The 17356-nt window shown below is 68.2% G+C and carries 16 protein-coding genes and 1 pseudogene; 10 read left to right on the top strand and 7 right to left on the bottom strand.

Annotated elements, in window-relative coordinates; translation table 11 throughout:
* Nucleotides 1–68: 68 nt before the first annotated feature.
* From CCS01_RS05830 to CCS01_RS05820, 3 genes are all read left to right on the top strand, one after another.
* Entirely contained in the window at nt 69–2450 is a 2382-nt protein-coding gene (locus CCS01_RS05830) for a glycoside hydrolase family 15 protein (RefSeq protein WP_104517887.1), read from the top strand.
* A gap of 4 nt (nt 2451–2454) precedes the next feature.
* On the top strand, nt 2455–2739 hold the full coding sequence (locus CCS01_RS05825; RefSeq protein WP_104517886.1) for a hypothetical protein: 285 nt from the start codon (nt 2455–2457) through the stop codon (nt 2737–2739).
* Between the two features lie 156 nt (nt 2740–2895).
* Nucleotides 2896–3363 carry a hypothetical protein gene (locus CCS01_RS05820; protein ID WP_104517885.1) on the top strand — a complete coding sequence of 156 codons (468 nt, stop codon included), beginning with the start codon at nt 2896–2898 and terminating at the stop codon, nt 3361–3363.
* 62 nt (nt 3364–3425) lie between these two features.
* On the opposite strand, the gene CCS01_RS05815 is transcribed toward CCS01_RS05820, so the two are convergent.
* Genes CCS01_RS05815 through CCS01_RS05805 form a run of 3 tightly spaced genes read right to left on the bottom strand, consistent with a single transcriptional unit; the run spans nt 3426 to nt 7493 of the window.
* Nucleotides 3426–4301 carry an ADP-polyphosphate phosphotransferase gene (locus CCS01_RS05815; protein WP_104517884.1) on the bottom strand — a complete coding sequence of 292 codons (876 nt, stop codon included), beginning with the start codon at nt 4299–4301 and terminating at the stop codon, nt 3426–3428.
* Nucleotides 4302–4319: 18 nt separating this feature from the next.
* Nucleotides 4320–5753 carry a bifunctional enoyl-CoA hydratase/phosphate acetyltransferase gene (locus tag CCS01_RS05810; protein WP_204848154.1) on the bottom strand — a complete coding sequence of 478 codons (1434 nt, stop codon included), beginning with the start codon at nt 5751–5753 and terminating at the stop codon, nt 4320–4322.
* Between the two features lie 9 nt (nt 5754–5762).
* Nucleotides 5763–7493 (bottom strand): PHA/PHB synthase family protein, encoded by a 1731-nt coding sequence (locus CCS01_RS05805; protein ID WP_104517883.1) that lies wholly within the window; start codon nt 7491–7493, stop codon nt 5763–5765.
* Nucleotides 7494–7665: 172 nt separating this feature from the next.
* Here CCS01_RS05805 and CCS01_RS05800 point away from each other — a divergent pair, with 172 nt between their 5' ends.
* A complete protein-coding gene (locus CCS01_RS05800; protein ID WP_104517882.1) occupies nt 7666–8496 on the top strand; it encodes a universal stress protein in 831 nt (276 codons plus the stop codon).
* Nucleotides 8497–8502: 6 nt separating this feature from the next.
* Here the strand turns inward: CCS01_RS05800 and CCS01_RS05795 are convergent, their stop codons facing one another.
* Genes CCS01_RS05795 through CCS01_RS05785 form a run of 3 tightly spaced genes read right to left on the bottom strand, consistent with a single transcriptional unit; the run spans nt 8503 to nt 11100 of the window.
* Nucleotides 8503–9828, bottom strand: coding sequence for an ATP-binding protein (locus CCS01_RS05795; protein ID WP_239992011.1), 1326 nt, complete (start codon nt 9826–9828; stop codon nt 8503–8505).
* A gap of 5 nt (nt 9829–9833) precedes the next feature.
* Nucleotides 9834–10535, bottom strand: coding sequence for a response regulator (locus tag CCS01_RS05790; protein WP_104517881.1), 702 nt, complete (start codon nt 10533–10535; stop codon nt 9834–9836).
* A 16-nt stretch (nt 10536–10551) separates the two neighbouring features.
* Nucleotides 10552–11100 (bottom strand): MarR family winged helix-turn-helix transcriptional regulator, encoded by a 549-nt coding sequence (locus tag CCS01_RS05785; RefSeq protein ID WP_104517880.1) that lies wholly within the window; start codon nt 11098–11100, stop codon nt 10552–10554.
* Between the two features lie 102 nt (nt 11101–11202).
* On the opposite strand from CCS01_RS05785, the gene CCS01_RS05780 reads away from it, so the two are divergent.
* Nucleotides 11203–12102: a branched-chain amino acid aminotransferase gene (locus CCS01_RS05780; protein ID WP_104517879.1), complete on the top strand. Its 900-nt coding sequence runs from the start codon at nt 11203–11205 to the stop codon at nt 12100–12102.
* A gap of 200 nt (nt 12103–12302) precedes the next feature.
* Nucleotides 12303–13619, top strand: a complete 1317-nt coding sequence (locus CCS01_RS05775; protein ID WP_104517878.1) for a flavin monoamine oxidase family protein — start codon at nt 12303–12305, stop codon at nt 13617–13619.
* A 463-nt stretch (nt 13620–14082) separates the two neighbouring features.
* On the opposite strand, the gene CCS01_RS05770 is transcribed toward CCS01_RS05775, so the two are convergent.
* Nucleotides 14083–14769, bottom strand: a complete 687-nt coding sequence (locus CCS01_RS05770; RefSeq protein ID WP_104517877.1) for a hypothetical protein — start codon at nt 14767–14769, stop codon at nt 14083–14085.
* Nucleotides 14770–15147: 378 nt separating this feature from the next.
* On the opposite strand from CCS01_RS05770, the gene CCS01_RS05765 reads away from it, so the two are divergent.
* The 4 genes and pseudogenes from CCS01_RS05765 to CCS01_RS36305 form a co-directional block, all read left to right on the top strand.
* Nucleotides 15148–15885 (top strand): DUF5131 family protein, encoded by a 738-nt coding sequence (locus CCS01_RS05765; protein ID WP_104517876.1) that lies wholly within the window; start codon nt 15148–15150, stop codon nt 15883–15885.
* Complete coding sequence (tcmP, locus tag CCS01_RS05760; RefSeq protein WP_104517875.1) at nt 15885–16778, top strand: three-Cys-motif partner protein TcmP; 894 nt, start codon at nt 15885–15887, stop codon at nt 16776–16778. Before CCS01_RS05765 ends, tcmP (CCS01_RS05760) begins: the two co-directional genes overlap by 1 nt.
* Before the next feature lie 16 nt (nt 16779–16794).
* The gene (gene tcmP / locus CCS01_RS05755) at nt 16795–17190 is read left to right on the top strand and encodes a three-Cys-motif partner protein TcmP (protein ID WP_158258247.1); all 396 of its coding nucleotides are present in this window, start codon (nt 16795–16797) and stop codon (nt 17188–17190) included.
* Between the two features lie 54 nt (nt 17191–17244).
* A pseudogene (locus CCS01_RS36305) lies at nt 17245–17356 on the top strand (IS982 family transposase); the annotation flags it as partial.

The following is a 17356-nucleotide window of genomic DNA, read 5'->3' as shown; positions in this document are numbered from 1 at the left end:
CGGTGCGTTCGCGCATTGTAACCCCGGCACGGCCGCAACGGGCTTGCCGAGCGGGAGGTTCCGACGCGATGGATGATGCAGCGACGCCGGCCGACGCGCCCGGCCAACCCGGCCTCAGTCCGGCATGGACCAGCAGCGCGAAGGATGCCGTCGGCGGCTCGCTGGGCGCGCCGCGCCTGTGGTTCACCATCGGCCACGGCATCGTCAACGAGGTCTACTACCCGCGCATCGACATTCCGCAGATCCGCGACCTGGGCTTCATCATCGCCGACGGCAAGGGTTTTTGGTCCGAGGTCAAGCGCGTCGCCGACTACAACATGCGCTTCCTCGCCCCCGGCGTGCCGGCGTACGAGATCACCCACCGGCACGACCATTACAGTTTCCGCCTGCGCGTCTCGCCCGACCCGCGGCGGGAGGTGCTGGCGATCGAATTCCACCTCGATGCCGCCGAGGAATTTCGCGCCTATGTCCTGCTCGCGCCGCACCTGGGCGCCACCGGCCACGGCAACCGCGCGGCGGTGGAGACGCATGCCGGGCGGCGCGTCCTGGTCGCCGCCCAGGGGCCGTTCGCCCTGGCGCTGGCCGTGGTGGACCAGGCGCAGCGCGACGCGCTGGGCGCGGCCAGCGCCGGCTATGTCGGCGACAGCGACGGATGGCATGATTTCCAACGAAATGGTGCGCTGACCTGGGCGTATGACCGCGCCGGCCCCGGCAACGTGGCGCTGATCGGCGAACTGCCGCGCGCCGGCGCGCTCGGACTTGGCTTCGGCAGCAGCGCCACCTCCGCCGCGACCCTGGCCGTCGCCAGCCTGCTGCAGCCGGTCGAGAACATCCTGCGGCAGCAGATCGCCGAATGGGAAGGCTGGCACGCGCTCCGCAGCGAGCGCTACGCGCCGCCGATCGACCTGCCGGCGCCGGTGGCCGAGGAATTCCTGGTTTCCACCGCGGTGCTGCGGACGCATCTCGACAAGACCTACCCCGGCGCGATGGTGGCCAGCCTGAGCATCCCCTGGGGCGACACCGGCGACGAGCGCGGCGGCTATCACCTGGTGTGGCCGCGCGACCTGGTGTCCTGCGCCGGTGCGCTGCTGGCGTTCGGCGCCGAGGCGGAGACGCGCGACACGTTGCGCTACCTGATCGCGACGCAGCACGCCGACGGGCATTGGAACCAGAACCAGTGGCTCGGCGGCAAGGCTTTCTGGACCGGGCAGCAACTGGACGAGACCGCTTTCCCCGTGCTGCTGGCCGCGACGCTGGCGGAACGAAGCGCGCTGGGCGGCATCCGCGTCGAGCAGATGATGCACCGTGCGCTGGGCTTCATCGCCGCCACCGGCCCGGTGACCGGCCAGGAACGCTGGGAGGAGAACAGCGGAATCAGTCCCTACACGCTGGCCGTGCTGATCGCTGCCCTGGTCGAGGGATCTGCGTTCCTGCCGGAGAAACCCCGGGCGTGGGCGCTGGACCTGGCGGATTTCTGGAACAGCAGCATCGAGGCCTGGTGCAGCGTGCGGGGAACGGACCTGGCCGCGCGGCTTGGTGTCAACGGATACTACGTGCGCATCGCGCCGCCCGACGTGTTGCAGCGCGGCGCGGCCGCCATGGACGGACCGATCCCAATCCGTAACCACAGCGAGCAGGCCGACGTTCCGGCCAAAGAACTTGTCGCCGTCGATTTCCTGCAACTGGTGCGCTTCGGCCTGCGGCAGCCGGACGATCCGCTGATCCTGGACAGCATCACCGTCGCCGACAGCCTGTTGCGGATGGAAACGCCGTACGGTCCGGTATGGAAACGCTACACCGCCGACGGCTACGGCGAGCACGACGACGGCGCGCCTTACGACGGCACCGGCCGCGGACGCCCCTGGCCGCTGCTGGCCGGCGAGCGCGGTCATTACGAGGTCGCCGCCGGCCGCGACCCGCTGCCGTTCCTGCTGGCGATGTGCGGCATGGCCAGCCCGCTCGGGCTGCTCCCCGAGCAGGTCTGGGACGGACCGGAAATTCCGGCGCGGGACCTGAAATTCGGCCGGCCGACGGGCTCGGCCCGGCCGCTGGCCTGGGCGCATGCGGAATTCGCCAAGCTGGTGATTTCCCGCCAGCTGGGCGCCCCCTGCGATCGCCCCGGCGCGGTCTGGCGCCGCTACCAGGGACAGCGGCCCAGGGCCCGCCGTTCGTTCTGGTCGCCGCACGCGCCCATCGGCGACATGCCGCAGGGGACCAGCCTCGTGGTGATGCTGCCGAAGCCCGCGCGCGTCCGCTGGCGCAGCGGCGATGGGCCCGAAACCGAGGCGACAACCGAGGATACCGGTCTGGGCCTGCACGCCGCCGGACTCGAAACGACGGAACTTCCGGCCGGCAGCGCAATCGACTTTGCCTGGCGCTGGTGCGACAATCCCGACGCCGCGCAGGATGGCGGCCGCGTCATCGTCGGCGGCACCGCGACAGGAGGCTGAGTGGATGAGGGCGATCATCGAGGATACCTGGTTTCCCGCCGGCACCAGGATCCGCATCGGCCAGGGCTCGGATGAATTGTTGTTCATACGCTGCTCGTTCGAAGGCGGCGAGATCGTGTTCGAGCGCGAGGTCGATCGCACCATATTTTCACAGTGCATTTTCCGCGGCACCCGGTTCATCGGGCAAACATTGTGCGACCGCATCGCATCGGCGTGCAGCGCGGTGGCGGGAGAAACCGAGGACACGGCGGCACAGACCGCGTCGCGCCACGGCCGGTTCCGCCGGTAGCGGGCAATCAGGGCGAGATTCAGGCTTCGCCACACCTTGCGTTCCCGCACGGCAATCCTCATGTTGCGTCGAAAGCGAGAGGTCCAGGCCGCGGAACATGTCCTTCCCGTAATCAGCGGCCGGATCGCAACGCTGGACAAGGGAATTGAAATGACGATGCCGAACGCCTCTACCGTTGGAAACGCCGATCTGAGCAAGTTCCTGTTCGCCGAGGTCGGCACGCAGCCCAACGGACTGCCGCTGACGATCCTGTCGGTGCTGGCGCGGCTTGGGCAGGATCCCTGGGTCGAGGCGGCGCGCTGGACCAGGCTGCCGAAAGCCACGATCGTCGATGCGCTGGCCGGCAGCATCGCCCAGATGCCCCTGGCGCCGCAGGCCCGGGCCGAGGCGCGCCAGACCGCGGCCCGCCTGGTCCAGTTGCTGCCATCACAGTTGCAGCCACCCCGCAAGGCCAACGAAGTGGTGGAGAAGAAGAGGATTGCGAAGCCGAGGCTGGTGCTGCTCTTGATCGCCGTGATCGCGATTGTTCTGGGCATCGCGACCGCTGTCCTGCCGCAGACGATCCACGCCAAGGGCATCGTGCCGTTGTCGCAATTCGACGCCGCGGCTGTCCACAAGAAGTGACATCAACGGCCCGGGAGAGCGCGGCCATGACGGTGGGGCAAGGGGCGCAACAACCGAAACGATCACTCCGTCGTCGTCAGCGAATCCCGGATCGCCAGCAACTCCCGCCGCCGCTCGTCCGTCGTCTTCGGATAGCTCATTTTCAGCCCCGCCAGCGTTGACAGAACGACTTCCGACACGATCAGCCGAGCGTTGTCCTTGTCGTCCGCCGGAACGACATACCACGGCGCATGGCTGGTGCTGGTCGCCTTCAGGCACTTCGCATACGCCTTCATGTACTTGTCCCAGTACTTCCGCTCCTCGACATCCGACATGGTGAACTTCCAGTTCTTGTCCGGATCGTCGATGCGCGCCAGGAACCGCTTCCGCTGCTCGTCCTTCGAGACGTGCAGGAAGAACTTGACGATGCGCGTGCCGTTGAAATGCAGATGCCGCTCCAGGTCGTTGATCGACTGGTAGCGCCGCTGCCACAGCGCCTTTTCGTCAACCTGCCCGTCCGGCACGCCCTCGTTGCGCAGGATCTCGGGATGCACCCGAGCGATCAGCACTTCCTCGTAATAGGAACGGTTGAAAATACCGATGCGGCCGCGCTCGGGCAGATCACGGGTGGTGCGCCAGAGAAAATCATGCTGCAGTTCTCCAGCACTCGGATGCTTGAAGCTGAACACCTGGCAACCCTGCGGATTGACCCCCGACATGACGTGGCGGATCACGCCGTCCTTGCCCGCCGCGTCCATCGCCTGGAAAATCAGCAGCACCGCATAGCTGTTGGCAGCATACAGCAATTGCTGCAAGGTGCTCAGTTGCTCGATATGCTGCGCCAGCATCATGCGGTACTCGTCTTTCGACTGATACACATGCCTGACGTCGGTGGGCCACTCGTCCAGGTCGACGTCGCTGCCTTCCTTGACACGAAAATCCTTCAGGCTGATCGACATTTTTGTGCTTCTCTCCAATCAGGACGCGATCGCCACGGCCGGGGCCGCCTGCTTCGCCTGCGCCATCAGCACGGCCACGGCACAGGATGCGACCCGCGTCCGCTCCGAATCCGCCCGGCTCGTCAGGATGATCGGCACCGAGGCGCCGACGACGACGCCGGCCGCGTCCGCGCCGGCAAGAAACGAAAGCTGCTTGGCCAGCATGTTGCCGGCCTCCAGGTCCGGCACCACCAGGATATCGGCCTGGCCCGCCACCGGCGAAACGATCCCCTTGTCGCGCGCCGCCTTCGGGCTCACCGCGTTGTCGAACGCCAGCGGCCCGTCCACTACGCCGCCGGTGATCTGGCCGCGATCCGCCATCTTGCACAGCGCCGCCGCCTCGATGGTCGCGTTCATCGCCGGATTGACCGTTTCCACCGCGCACAGGATCGCCACCTTCGGCCGCTCCACGCCCATCACGTGCGCCAGGTCGATGGCGTTCTGCACGATGTCGCGCTTCACCTCCAGCGTCGGCGCGATGTTCACCGCCGCGTCCGTGATCAGCAGCGGCCGCGGGTAGGACGGCACGTCCATGACATAGACATGGCTGATCCGCCGTTCCGTCCGCAATCCGGTTTCGGGGGAAACCACCTCGTGCATCAGCTCGTCGGTGTGCAGCGAGCCCTTCATCACCAGCGCCGCCTCGCCGGCGTGCACCAGTTCCACCGCGCGCGCCGCCGCGGCATGGCTGTGCGGCGCGTCCACCAGGCGGTAGCGGCTGATGTCGATGCCGCACTGTTCCGCCACCGCGCGAATCTTCCCCGCCGGCCCCACCAGGATCGGCACCACGAAGCCGAGTTCGGCGACCTCGGCCGCCGCCGCCAGCGATGTGGCGTCGCACGGATGCACCACCGCCATCGGCACCGCCGCCCGCCCGGCCGCCGCCGTCAGCAGGTCGCGGAACCGCTGGTGCCGCATCAGCCGCACGTCCGGCAATTCGACCCGGTGGCGGCGGATCTTCTCGGTCGGCGCCTGCACCTCGGCCGTGCCGGTGATCACCGTCCCGCCCGCCTGGTTGACCGCCTGGCAGTCCAGCACGATCCGTTTCGTCTCCGGCTTCTTCTCCCGCACCGTGATGCGGACGGTGATGCTGTCGCCGATGCCCACGGGGCCGAGGAACTTCAGCTCCTGCGACAGGTAGATCGTTCCCGGCCCCGGCAACTGCGTGCCCAGCAGCGCCGAGATCAGCGCGCCGCCCCACATGCCGTGCGCGACGATGCGGTGGAACAGGTCCGTTTCGGCATAGGCCGGATCGAGATGCGCCGGATCGACGTCACCCGAAACGACCGCGAACAGCTCGATGTCTTCCCGCGTCAGGGTGTGCGTCGTGCAGACGCTCTCGCCGATTGCGATCTCGTCGAAGGTGCGGTTCTCGATGATCGCCTCGTCCGGCACCGGGCAAAGATCCATCATGCTTCTCCCTCAGTCTTCCAGTACGTAGGTGCCCGGGGCGTCGCACAGCGGCAGGTACCCGGGCGCGCCCATCGGCGGCGGCTCCGCCGGCGCGGACGACCGTTTCTTCAGCCAATCGGCCCAGGCGGTCCACCATGATCCGTCCTGCGGCCGCGTCGCCGCCAGCCATTCATCCGGACCCAGGGTATGCCGGCCGCTGTCAGTGCGCAGGCGGAAATGCCGGTGCGGGTGGCCGGGCTCGCTGACGATGCCGGCATTGTGCCCGCCCGAGGCCAGCGCGAAGGTCAGCTCGGCGGCGGTGAAAAGATGCAGCTTGTACACCGATCGCCACGGCGCGATATGATCCTGCTCGGTACCAACAAGGAAGATCGGCAGGTGGATGTCCTCCAGCGCCAGCGGCCGGCCATCGACCTCGAACCGGCCCTCGGCCAGTTCGTTGCGCAGGTACAACCGGCGCAGGTACTCGATGTGCATGCGCGCCGGCAGCCGCGTGCCGTCCACGTTCCAGGCCATCAGGTCGAACGGATGCTCGCGCTGGCCCAGCAGGTAGCGCCGCACCGCCCGCGACCAGACCAGCTCGTTCGACTGCAGCATCTGGAACGCGCTGCCCATCTGCGCGCTGCTCAGGAAGCCCTGCGTCTCGGTCACGTCGGCCAGGAAACTCAGCTGGTCTTCGGTAATGAAAAGCTGCAGCTCGCCGGCCTCGGTGAAATCGGTCTGCGCCGCGAACAAACTCAGGCTGGCCAGGCGGTCGTCGCCGTCGCGCGCCATGGTGGCGGCGGTGATGGCCGTCAGCGTGCCGCCCAGGCAATAGCCGGTGGCATGCACCTTCGCTTCGCCGCAGATCGCGCGGATGGCGTCCAACGCCGCCATCACCCCCTTGGCGCGGTAGTCGTCCAGCGAGGTGTTGTGCATCGCCTCGGTCGGGTTGCGCCAGGAGATCGCGAACACCGTGTAGCCCTGCGCCACCAGCCAGCGGATCATAGAGTTGCCCGGCGACAGGTCCAGGATGTAGTACTTCATGATCCAGGCCGGAACGATCAGCACCGGCTCGGGGGCGACCGTGGCCGTTGCGGGCGCGTACTGGATCAACTCGATCAGCGCGTTGCGGAACACCACCTTGCCCGGCGTCACCGCAAGATTCCGCCCGGCGGCGAAGTCGCCGCGCGTCGTGCCGGACTGGTCGTGCAGCAGGTTGATCAGGCCATCGACGAAGTTGCGCCCGTTGCTGGCCTGTGCCGCCTCGATCACCTCGGGGTTCAGCCACGGCACGTTCGACGGCGAAACCATGTCCAGCCATTGCCGCACGGTGAAGCGGACGATGCGGCGGTGCCGCGGGTTGACGCCGGCGGGGTTGTCCACCACGTCGTTCCACCATGCCTCGCCCAGCAGCACCGCCTGGGTCAGCAGGTCGAACGGATGCTGCTGCCAAGCGGGCGCGGCGAATCGATGGTCGCTGGCCGGCGGCGCCACCTTGTCCTCCTGCCCCAGCGCGATACGCAGCAGGCGCCGCCACTGCCCGACCGCCGAGCGCGCCAGTTCCGCCGTCTGGAACGGTGCGTTGGCGGCATGCGCGGCCCAGTCGAGATAGGCCAGCGCGACGGTGCTGGGCGAGCGGCCGAGGGTGAAGCGGTTCTCCCAGGCATGCAGCCAGCGATCGACCTCGGCCGGGCTGGCGCCCGGGACGGTGGGGCGCGGCGGCGGCTCCGCAATGATCGCGGAACGGTTCATGTCCGGCATGGCAAGCTTTCCTCCATCCGTTCCCCTGGCTCTCCCCAGGGCCGTGCTGCACACTGGCACGTGATGACTATAGGCCGATGGCGAAACGACGGTTTGATCCAAGTCATTGGCTGTCGGGGCGAAATTGTTCATGCTGTTATCCGGTGTGCCGTCCGCGCGGGAGGACTCTGCGATGACCTACGCAACCGTCATGGTGAACCTGGAAATCGGCTGCTCGAACACCGGCGTGATGAACGCCGCCGCCGCTCTGGCCGAGCGCTTCGGCGCCGGCGTCGTCGGCATCGCCGCCTGCCATCCGATGCCGATCATCTATACGGATGGGTATTATGTGCCGCAGGAGCTGATCCAGCAGGACCGGTCGCAGATCGACCGCGACATGCAGGCCGCCGAGGCGGAGTTCCGCGACGCCCTGCAGGGGCGGGCCAGGACCGTCGCCTGGCGCTCGGCCGTGACCATGGATCCACTGGCCGGCTACATCGCCAACGAAGCGCGCTGCGCCGACGTCGTTGTGACCGCCGCCTCGGCCGACACCCCGTCGGACCTGACCCGGCGGGTCAACCCGAGCGACCTGCTGATGCAGATGGGGCGGCCCGTGCTGGTGGTCCCGGCGGCGGTGAGGGTGCCGAAGCTGGACCGCGTGCTGGTCGCCTGGAAGGACGCGCGGGAGCCGCGGCGGGCGGTGGCGGACGCGCTGCCGCTGCTGCGGAAGGCCGCGCATGTCACGGTCGCCGCGATCGCCGCGGCCGACGCCCTGAACGCCGCCGAGGCGCAGGTCGCCGACGTCATCGCCTGGCTGGCGGGGCATGGCGTCGGCGCGGTGCCGGCGATCTCCCGGCCGCTCGGCGACGACGCGGCGCAATTGCAGTCGATCGCCCGCGAGCAGGAGGCGGGCGTCATCGTCGCCGGCGCCTACGGGCACAGCCGCCTGCGGGAATGGGCGCTCGGCGGCGTCACCCGGCACCTGCTGCTGCACGGCCAGGGCTGCGCGCTGCTGTCGCATTGACTGGCCTCACACCGGCAGCCTGATCCGGGCGCGCAGGCCGCCCAGCGGGCTGTCCTCCAGCATAATCTCTCCGCCATGGGCGCGGACGATGTCGCGGGCGATCGACAGTCCCAGCCCGGTGCCGCCGGACGCCCCGCTCTCGAACGGCCGGAACACGCTCTCCCGCCGATCGGCCGGGATGCCGGGGCCGTCGTCGTCGACGGTGACCTGGACGGAGCGGCCTTCGGTCGCCGCGCCCAGGGCGACGTGCGTCGCGTGCCGGCGGGCGTTGTCCACCAGGTTGGTGATCGCCCGCCGCATCGCGTCCGCCCGCAGCTTCAGCGTCAGGTCGGGCGGCACGTCCAGGGTCAGCGCAGTGCCGCTCCGGCGCGCCCCGTCGGCGACCTCGTCCAGCAGGGCGGACAGGCTGACCGGCAGCGCCTGCTCGGCCTTCTCGCCGCGGGCGAAGGCCAGGTAGCCGGCGATCATCCGCTCCATTTCCTCGACGTCGGCGGTCATGTCGGCGACGTCCTGGCGCAGGTCCTCGTTCGGCGGCAGCATCGCCAGCGCCAGCCGCAGCCGGGTCAGCGGCGTGCGCAGGTCGTGCGACACCCCGGCCAGCATCTCGGTCCGCTGGCCGAGGAAGCGGCGGATGCGCTCCTGCATCCGGTTGAACGCCGCCGCCGCCTGCCGCACCTCCGCCGCGCCCTCGGGCCGGATCGGCGGCACCTCCCGCCCCATGCCGAACGCCTCGGCGGAGCGGGCGAGGCGGCGGATGGCGCGCACCTGGTTGCGCATGAAGATCGCGGCGATGACGAACAGCAGCAGGGCGGAGCCGACGATCCAGCCCAGGAACAGGAAGAACGTGCCGATGGCCAGGCGCTTGCGCGGCGCGGTCACGTCCAGCACGCCCTCGGGCAGCTGCAGCCGGATCAGCACCGATTGCGGGTCGGACGTCCAGTCCATGGTGAACGGGGCGTGGAACTTATCGGTCAGCGCCGCCGCCAGGTCGTCGTCCATCGGCCCGGGGATGTTTACCCGCTTGTGCCAGGTCAGCCTGGCGCCGGGCTCCATCCGCATCCCCAGCATGAACTGCCGGTACGCCATCTCCAGCACCCGGTCCTGCCACGCCGGCGAGGGGTCCTGCCGCATCAGCTCGATCGTGTAGGCCATTTCCCCGGCGATGGCGCTGGACAGCCGGCGCGAGACAGTGCCCAGGTGGCTGCCGTAGAAGATCTGCAGCGCGATTCCCTGCACCACCACCAGCGGCACCAGCATGATCAGCAGGGTGCGGCCGAGCAGCGAGCGCGGCATGAACTGCTTGATCCAGGGGATGCCGATGCGCAGTCGCACGGGCGTCACACCCCCGGCTTCAGGATGTAGCCGCGGCCGCGCACCGTGTGCAGGAAGCGCGGCTCGCGCGGGTCTGCCTCGATCTTGCGGCGCAGCCGGACCACCTGCACGTCGATGGCCCGCTCGCCGGCGTCGTCCATGCCCAGCGCCTCGGCGATTTCCTCACGCGACAGGACCTCGTTGGCCTTGCGGGCGAGGGCGGTCAGCAGCGCCGCCTCGCCGCCGGTCAGGCGCACCGGGCCGGCGGCGTCGCGCAGTTCGCCGCGCTCGAGGTCGAATTCGGCGGCGCCGATGCGCAGCGCGGTGACCGGGATGCTGGGCGCGGGCGGCGGCGGGGCGCGGCGCAGCAGGGCGCGGATGCGCAGCACCAGCTCGCGCGGCTCGAACGGCTTGCCCAGGTAGTCGTCGGCGCCGGCCTCGAACCCGGCGATGCGGTCCTCGGGCGCGCCGCGGGCGGTCAGCATCAGGATCGGCAGGTCCTGGGCGTTGTCGCGGCGTAGCGATTCGGTCAGCTCCAGCCCGCTTTCGCCGGGCATCATGACGTCCAGCACCAGCAGGTCGGGGTTGATCGCCCGCAGCTTGGCGCGGGCGTCGGCGGCATCGCCGGCGGCGGTGACGCGGAACCCCTCGCCGGCCAGGTAGCGGGCCAGCCGCTCGCGCAGGCGAGGATCATCCTCGACCACCAGGATATGGCATTCGTCGGCCATGGCGCGTGCGTTCCCCTCAGGTATCCTCGGGCGAGCCGGTGCCATCGATATAAGCCAGCGCGCCCTTGTCCATCAGTGCCCGCATCACCGTGCGGAAGCCCTCCACCGCCTGCGGGCCGGCGGCGCGATAGACTTCTGCCAGCTTCTCGCGCTGGCATTCGAACAACCTACGTTCCAGTGCCTGGCCGGATTCGGTCAAGGTCAACAGGCGCAGGCGGCGGTCCTCGTAGCCCGGCGCCTGGGCGACGTAGCCCTGGTCCACCAGCGCGTTCAGCACGCGGGCCAGCGACTGCTTGGTGATGCGCAGGATCGCCAGCAGGCCGGAGACGGTGATGCCGGGGTTGCGGCCGATGAAGTGCAACGCCCTGTGATGCGCCCGGCCGAGCCCGAGTTCCTCCAGCACCTGGTCGGCGACGTTGGTGAAGTCACGGTAGGCGAAGAACAGCAAGGCCTGCGCCAGCCGCATCTCTGCCTCGCCGAGATCGACGACCGGGGCCGGCGGCGGCAGCTTCGGCGGCGGTATGAAGACGTCGGCTTTCGGTTCGCGGGGCTTGGCTTTCAGCATGCCTGGGATACGGTCCTGAAATAGGTTAGGGATGTTCGCGCGATTTGGCTCGCGTTTTACGCTGGCTTCAATTTGTGAAAGAACATTACGGAGAAAAAGGTCATGGCGAGTTTTCCTTTCGACGATCGAGACGGCTGGATCTGGCTGGACGGATCCCTGGTGCCCTGGCGCGACGCCCGCCTGCATGTCCTGTCGCACGGCCTGCACTATGCCAGCGCTGTCTTCGAGGGGGAACGGGCCTACAACGGCAACATCTTCCGCCTGCGCGACCATACCAATCGCCTGATCGGCTCCGGCCGCTGGCTGGCGTTCGAGATCCCGTTCACCGCGGCGCAGATCGACGCCGCCTGCGCCGAGGTGCTGGCGGCGAACGGCCTGACCGACGGCTATGTCCGGCCAATTGCCTGGCGCGGGTCGGAGCAGCTGGCGGTGTCGGCGACCGGGACGTCGATCCACCTGGCCATCGGCGCCTGGCCCTGGCCGAGCTATTTCGGCGCCGAGCGCATGCAGGGCATCCGAGTCGGCCAGGCGGACTGGCGGCGCCCGCCGCCGGAGTCCGCGCCGGTGCATGCCAAGGCGGCCGGGCTGTACATGATCGGCTCGCTGGCCAAGCTGAAGGCGGAGCAGGAGGGCTATGCCGACGCGCTGATGCTGGACTGGCGCGGGCGTGTGGCGGAGACGACCGGGGCGAACATCTTCCTGGTGATCGACGGCGAGCTGCATACGCCGGTGCCGGACTGCTTTCTGGACGGGATCACCCGGCGGTCCGTGATCAGCCTGGCGCGGCGGGAGCGGATGGCCGTGGTCGAGCGGCCGATCGAGCCGGCGGACCTGGAGAAGGCGACCGAGGTGTTCCTGGCGGGAACGGCGGCGGAGGTGACGGCGGTGCGCGAGATCGGGCCGCACCGGTTCACCCCGGGACGGATCACCGAGACGCTGATGAAGGCGTATGACCATCTGGTGCTGCAGGCTCCCGAGGAGGTGGCGCGGATCGTGGGGTGAGGGCGTGGCAAGAGGGAGCAAGGAGGCGCTGTCTCCCTCGCCCCCTCGACATGGCCCGGCCACGACGAGAGGCAACAGCCCGGTCACGACGAGAGGCAACCATCCGGCCGCCGCGAAGGCGCCGCGGCGCGCTGCCTTGACCGGCGCGGGGCCTGCGCCTGCAATGAGCGCAAGATCCAGCCGCAGCAGGAGGCCGCGCCATGACCGATACCGACGTGCTGATCATCGGCGCCGGCCTCGCCGGACTGGGGGCGGCGGCGGCGGTGCGGCAGGCCGGGCGGCGGGCGGTGGTGCTGGAGGCGTCGGGCCGTGCCGGCGGGCGGGCGTGGACGACATATCCCGCGGCCCTGGGCGGCGCGTGGTTCGACATGGGAGCGGTCTGGCTCCACGACGCGGAACACAATCCGCTGGTGCCGATCGCCTCGGCCGCGGGGGATCGGCTGCTGCGGTCGGACGAGCTGCGGCAGGAACGCATCTTCGTCGGCAACCGCCTGGCGACGGCGGACGAACTGGCGGCATACGACGCCGCCTGGCCCCGGTTCGAGGCAATGGCCAATCGGCTTTTGGCCGACGGGGGCGACGTGCCCGGCGATGTACCCCTGGCGGAGATTGCCCGCCATCTGCCGGACGACCCCTGGGCGCGGACCATCGAGGCCTGGGAGGGGCCGGTGATCTGCGCCGCCGACGCCAACCGGTTCAGCGCCCGCGACTGGCGGAACAACGCGCTGGGCGGCGGCAACCTGGTGCCGGAGGGCGGCATCGGCGCCTTCGTGCAACGGCGGCTGACGGCACGGCTGGATATCCGGCTGGACACGCCGGCGACGCGCATACGCTGGGGCGGAAGCGGCGGCGCGGTGACGGTGGAGACCGCGCGCGGGGCGCTGTCAGCGACGGCGTGCATTGTCACGGTTTCGACCGGCGTGCTGGCGTCCGGCGCGCTGGCGTTCGACCCGGCGCTGCCGGCGCGGGTGGCCGACGCGGTGGCGGCGCTGCCGATGGGCCTGGCGATGAAGGTGGCGCTGCGGGCGACGGGCGCCGATCGGCTGGGCCTGCCGCTGCATTGCTCGGTGGAGCGGATGGTGTCGGAACCGGGCATGGCGCTGATGCCATTCCAGTGCTGGCCGTTCCAACGCGACTACGTGCAGGGCTGGATCGGCGGGCCGGTGGCCTGGGAGCTGGCGCGGGCGGGCGACGCGGCGGCGGTGGACTATGCGCTGGGCTATTTGCGCTCACTGTTCGGCGGCCGGGTGGACCGGTTGTTCGGCGGCGGGGCGTCGCTGGTGACGCACTGGGAGGCGGATCCCTGGGTGCGCGGGGCGTATTGCTACGCCGTGCCCGGGGCGGCGGGGGCGCGGGAGGCGCTGGCGGAACCGGTGGCGGACGGGCACCTGACGTTTGCCGGCGAGGCGTGCCATGTGCCGTATGCCGGCACCCTGGCCGGGGCGTGGCTCAGCGGCCAGGCGGCGGCGAGGGCGGCGGTCGCGGCTGCCGGCGGGGCCGCGCCGGGGGTTGACTGAGCGGGGGTGGCGGCCAAGTCCGTTGCATTACGGTCATGGCTGGGCGTATCCCCATGCGTATCAGGATAGGGCGCCCGGCGGAGAAGGATTTGGCGCCGCGGCCGTTCTCTCACCGTCATGGCCGGGCGTGTCCCCATACGTATCAGGATAAGCTGGCGACTGGAGAAAGGTTCGGCGACGCATGCCGTTTCTCCCTCGTCATGGCCCGGCTTGTCCGGGCCACCTATTCCAGCACGTGTGCCGCGACAGGTGGCCCGGACAAGCCGGGCCATGACGAAAGGGAAACGCAGCGGCGGGCCGTTTCCGAGATGTGTGCATCCCGTAGGGACAAGCCGGGCCATGACGATCAGGGAAAGGCCGTTCTCCAGCCACCGCCTTTTCCTGATACGTATGGGGCCACGCCCGGCCATGACGGAAATGCATCAGCCTGCTGAGTTCGCGCCTATGAGGCTTTGCCGAGCGGTCAGCCGCCGGGGTCGGCGGTGGCGTGAGCGGCGCCCTGCTTCATGGCGTCCATGATCGCGGCACCCCAGGCCGGATGGTCCGGATCCGGCAGCGGGGAGGGGGCGGGCGGCTTGGCCGACAGGCGGGCGCGGTGCTGGTCGATCTGCGCGCGGACCTGGGCGATGGCGGCGAGGGCTTCCTCCTCCGACAGGTCGGGGATTGGCTCACGCTCCGACAGGTCGGGGATTGGTTCACGCAGGTCGTTCGCCGGCCTGGCCGTGTCGGCTGCGGAGGGCTGGGCGGTGGCCGGCGGTCTGGCCGTGGCCATCGGCGGCGGTGGCGTGTCCGCCGCGGGTTCGCTCGCCAGCTTGCCGGGACTGTCGCCGGCGAGGCGGCGTTCCAGCCGCTTTTCGCATTCGACGGTGGTGCGGGTGAGGCTGTTGGCACAGCCGCGGTAGCGGATGCGCAGCGAGGGCGACAGGTCCTGGGCGGTGGACTCGGCCAGGGTTTCCAGCGTGACCATGCTGAGGGCGATGATCTGCGTGGCCTTGATGAACTCGGCGCGGGTGCGGACGCCGTAGGAGGCCAGGGTTTCGACGATCTCGGCCGCCGCGGCGTCGAGGTCCCTGGTGCAGCGGCAGAAGTACGGCAGCAGGACGCCGATGATGTGTTGCATGAAGATGCTGTACTGGTGCGGCTGCAGCATGGCGGCGGGGTCCGATGCGGGGCTTGGAGTGGGGCTGGGGTGTTGTTTGCGGCGTGTTCTACCTTTAGTTGTGGGCTGGTGTCAAGAACAAAGAGTGATCAATGCTGCTGCCGAAGATAGAAGATATCGGTCATGAGATATCGGTCGTAGCGTGCTGGCGGCGTTGAGTGAGGTCGTGCGCCCGGCAAACTGGCGATGCGTCTTAATCGAGTACCGGAATTGTCGGAACATGGCTGTAAGCAGCCGGTAAGTTCTTGGGCGGCTGATCGACTTCAGTCCCGCGATATTAAATGCAGCCGAAAATCAAGGCTCGAAATGAATCTGTCTTGCCCAAGGTTACCGCGCCATATATAATTCTCTTTATGTTCGCGGTGAGGCATGGCAGACAATAGCGCAATCGAGTGGACCGACGCGACGTGGAACCCAGTGACAGGTTGCACGAAAATCAGCCGCGGCTGCGACAATTGTTATGCGGAGCGCTTTTCTGAGCGTTTTCGGGGGGTTCTCGGGCACCCGTTCTCGACCGGGTTCGACCTGACACTACGGCCCGAGCGGCTTGATCAGCCACTTAAATGGCGCCGGCCGCGCATGATCTTCGTCAATTCGATGAGCGACCTATTTCACAAGCAGGTGCCCTCTTCCTTCATCGATCGGGTCTTTGAGACGATGGAGACAGCCGACTGGCACGTCTTCCAGGTGCTCACGAAACGCAGCTCCCTGATGCGTGACTATCTACGTCGCCGTTACGACGCCGGGCGGGGACCGAAGCATATTTGGTGCGGCGTGTCGGTCGAGGACGCACAGGCGAAGGGGCGCGTCGAACATCTTCGGTCGGCTCAGGCTGGCGTACGCTTTCTCTCGGTCGAGCCGCTGATCGGTGCCATCGGGCCGGTCGATTTGACGGGTATCGACTGGGTGATCGCTGGCGGCGAGTCAGGTCCAGGAGCGCGGCCCGTCCACCTGGAGTGGGTGCGCGAGATCCGCGACCAGTGCGTTGAGCAGAAGGTCGCGTTCTTCTTCAAGCAATGGGGCGGCATCCGCCCGAAGTCGGGCGGACGCGAATTGGACGGCCGCAAATGGAGCGAGTTTCCGCCCTTGAAGGCGGGAACTGCCTGATGGCGGGGCTGCCAGAGGTGGGCCCTTGGGCCAAGGAGAAGCTCGACGCCCTGGCGCGCTATCTCGATTTCTACACGAAGGTGCTGAAGAATCAGCCATGGCGGACGGTTTACCTCGATGGCTACGCGGGCGGCGGTCGGGCCATTGTGCGGGCGGGGGAGCGCGCGGCGTCCGACAAGCCGGGCCTCTTTGACCACGAGATGCCGATCGATGTTGAGGTGCGTGAGCTGATCGACGGATCGCCGCGGGTGGCGCTTGGCATCGCCAATCCGTTCGATCGTTATGTCCTCATTGACCCCAACCCGGATCGCGCCGCCGAGCTTGAGGCCCTGAAGCGAGAGTTCGCGGGCTCCCGCACGATCAACGTCCTCCAGACTACAGCCGCCGGGGGCATTGATTGGGTGACTGCACAGCCGATTTCTCGCCGAACGCACCGCGGTGTCGCCTTTCTCGACCCCTTCGGCGCCAAGCTTGACTGGGCGAGCATACAGAAATTGGCAGACACCGGCTTATTTGAGGTTGTCGTTAACTTTGCGCTTGGCATGGCGATCCAGCGCATGTTGCCCAATTCCGGCGAGGTGCCCACGAACTGGGCTGCGACGCTCGACAGCTACTTCGGCAGCCGCGCTTGGTTCGAGGAGGTCTATCGGCGGCGGGAGGGCGGGCTGTTCGCGGCCAGTGGCTTTGAGAAGCGGCCCGATTATTTAGAGCGGCTTTTGGAACTCTACCGCGCCCGGCTACGGTCGGCCTTCGGCCATGTGTCGACACCGCGCCTGATCCGCAACACGCGAGGCGCGCCGCTCTACTACATCCTGTGGGCCGGCCCCAATAAGAAGGGCTTGGAGGGAGCAAACTATATCCTTACTATGGGGGAACGTCTCAGCCAGCGGTAAGGGGAGCGGCGGCCAAGTGAGCAGGCACTACGGATGGAAGCTTGGTGAGCCGCTTCCCGTTCTCGGTGAGCACAGTGTCGCCAAGCACGACATCTTCGAGCAGTATGTCGGGATCTACATCGAGCGGCTGACGCGTACGCCCAGCCAGACAATGCTTAACCTGACTATCGTCGACGGGTTCAGCGGCGGCGGGCTCTACCGCTTGGGGTCCAAGGAAGTCGACGGCTCGCCGCTCCGCCTCCTCACGGCCGTAGAAGCCGCCGACGCTGCGCTCAAAGCGGCTCGGTCAAAGGGTTTCGCCGTTCGAGCCGACTTCTTCTTCATTGACGAGAACCCGCAGCACGTCGCCTTCCTAAAAGAACCTGAACTATGGATAAGGGGTGAGGGGATTTCCAAAAGATCAAGGGTTTGACAGCATCGGTTTGCCAAAACGGAAGGTCAAACCAGGTTCGGAAGGATCCCCTCAATGACGGTGGATATCACAACGCTCTACTGCTGTCTCGATGACTTCTGCAAAGTGTTCGAAGACTGGGAATCCCACCGGCTGATCCCGTGGCAGCGGACAAGGAAGCGCGCGG

This window comes from Rhodopila globiformis (genome assembly GCF_002937115.1).
GTDB lineage: Bacteria > Pseudomonadota > Alphaproteobacteria > Acetobacterales > Acetobacteraceae > Rhodopila > Rhodopila globiformis.
This window is presented reverse-complemented; position numbering and strand designations above follow the sequence as displayed.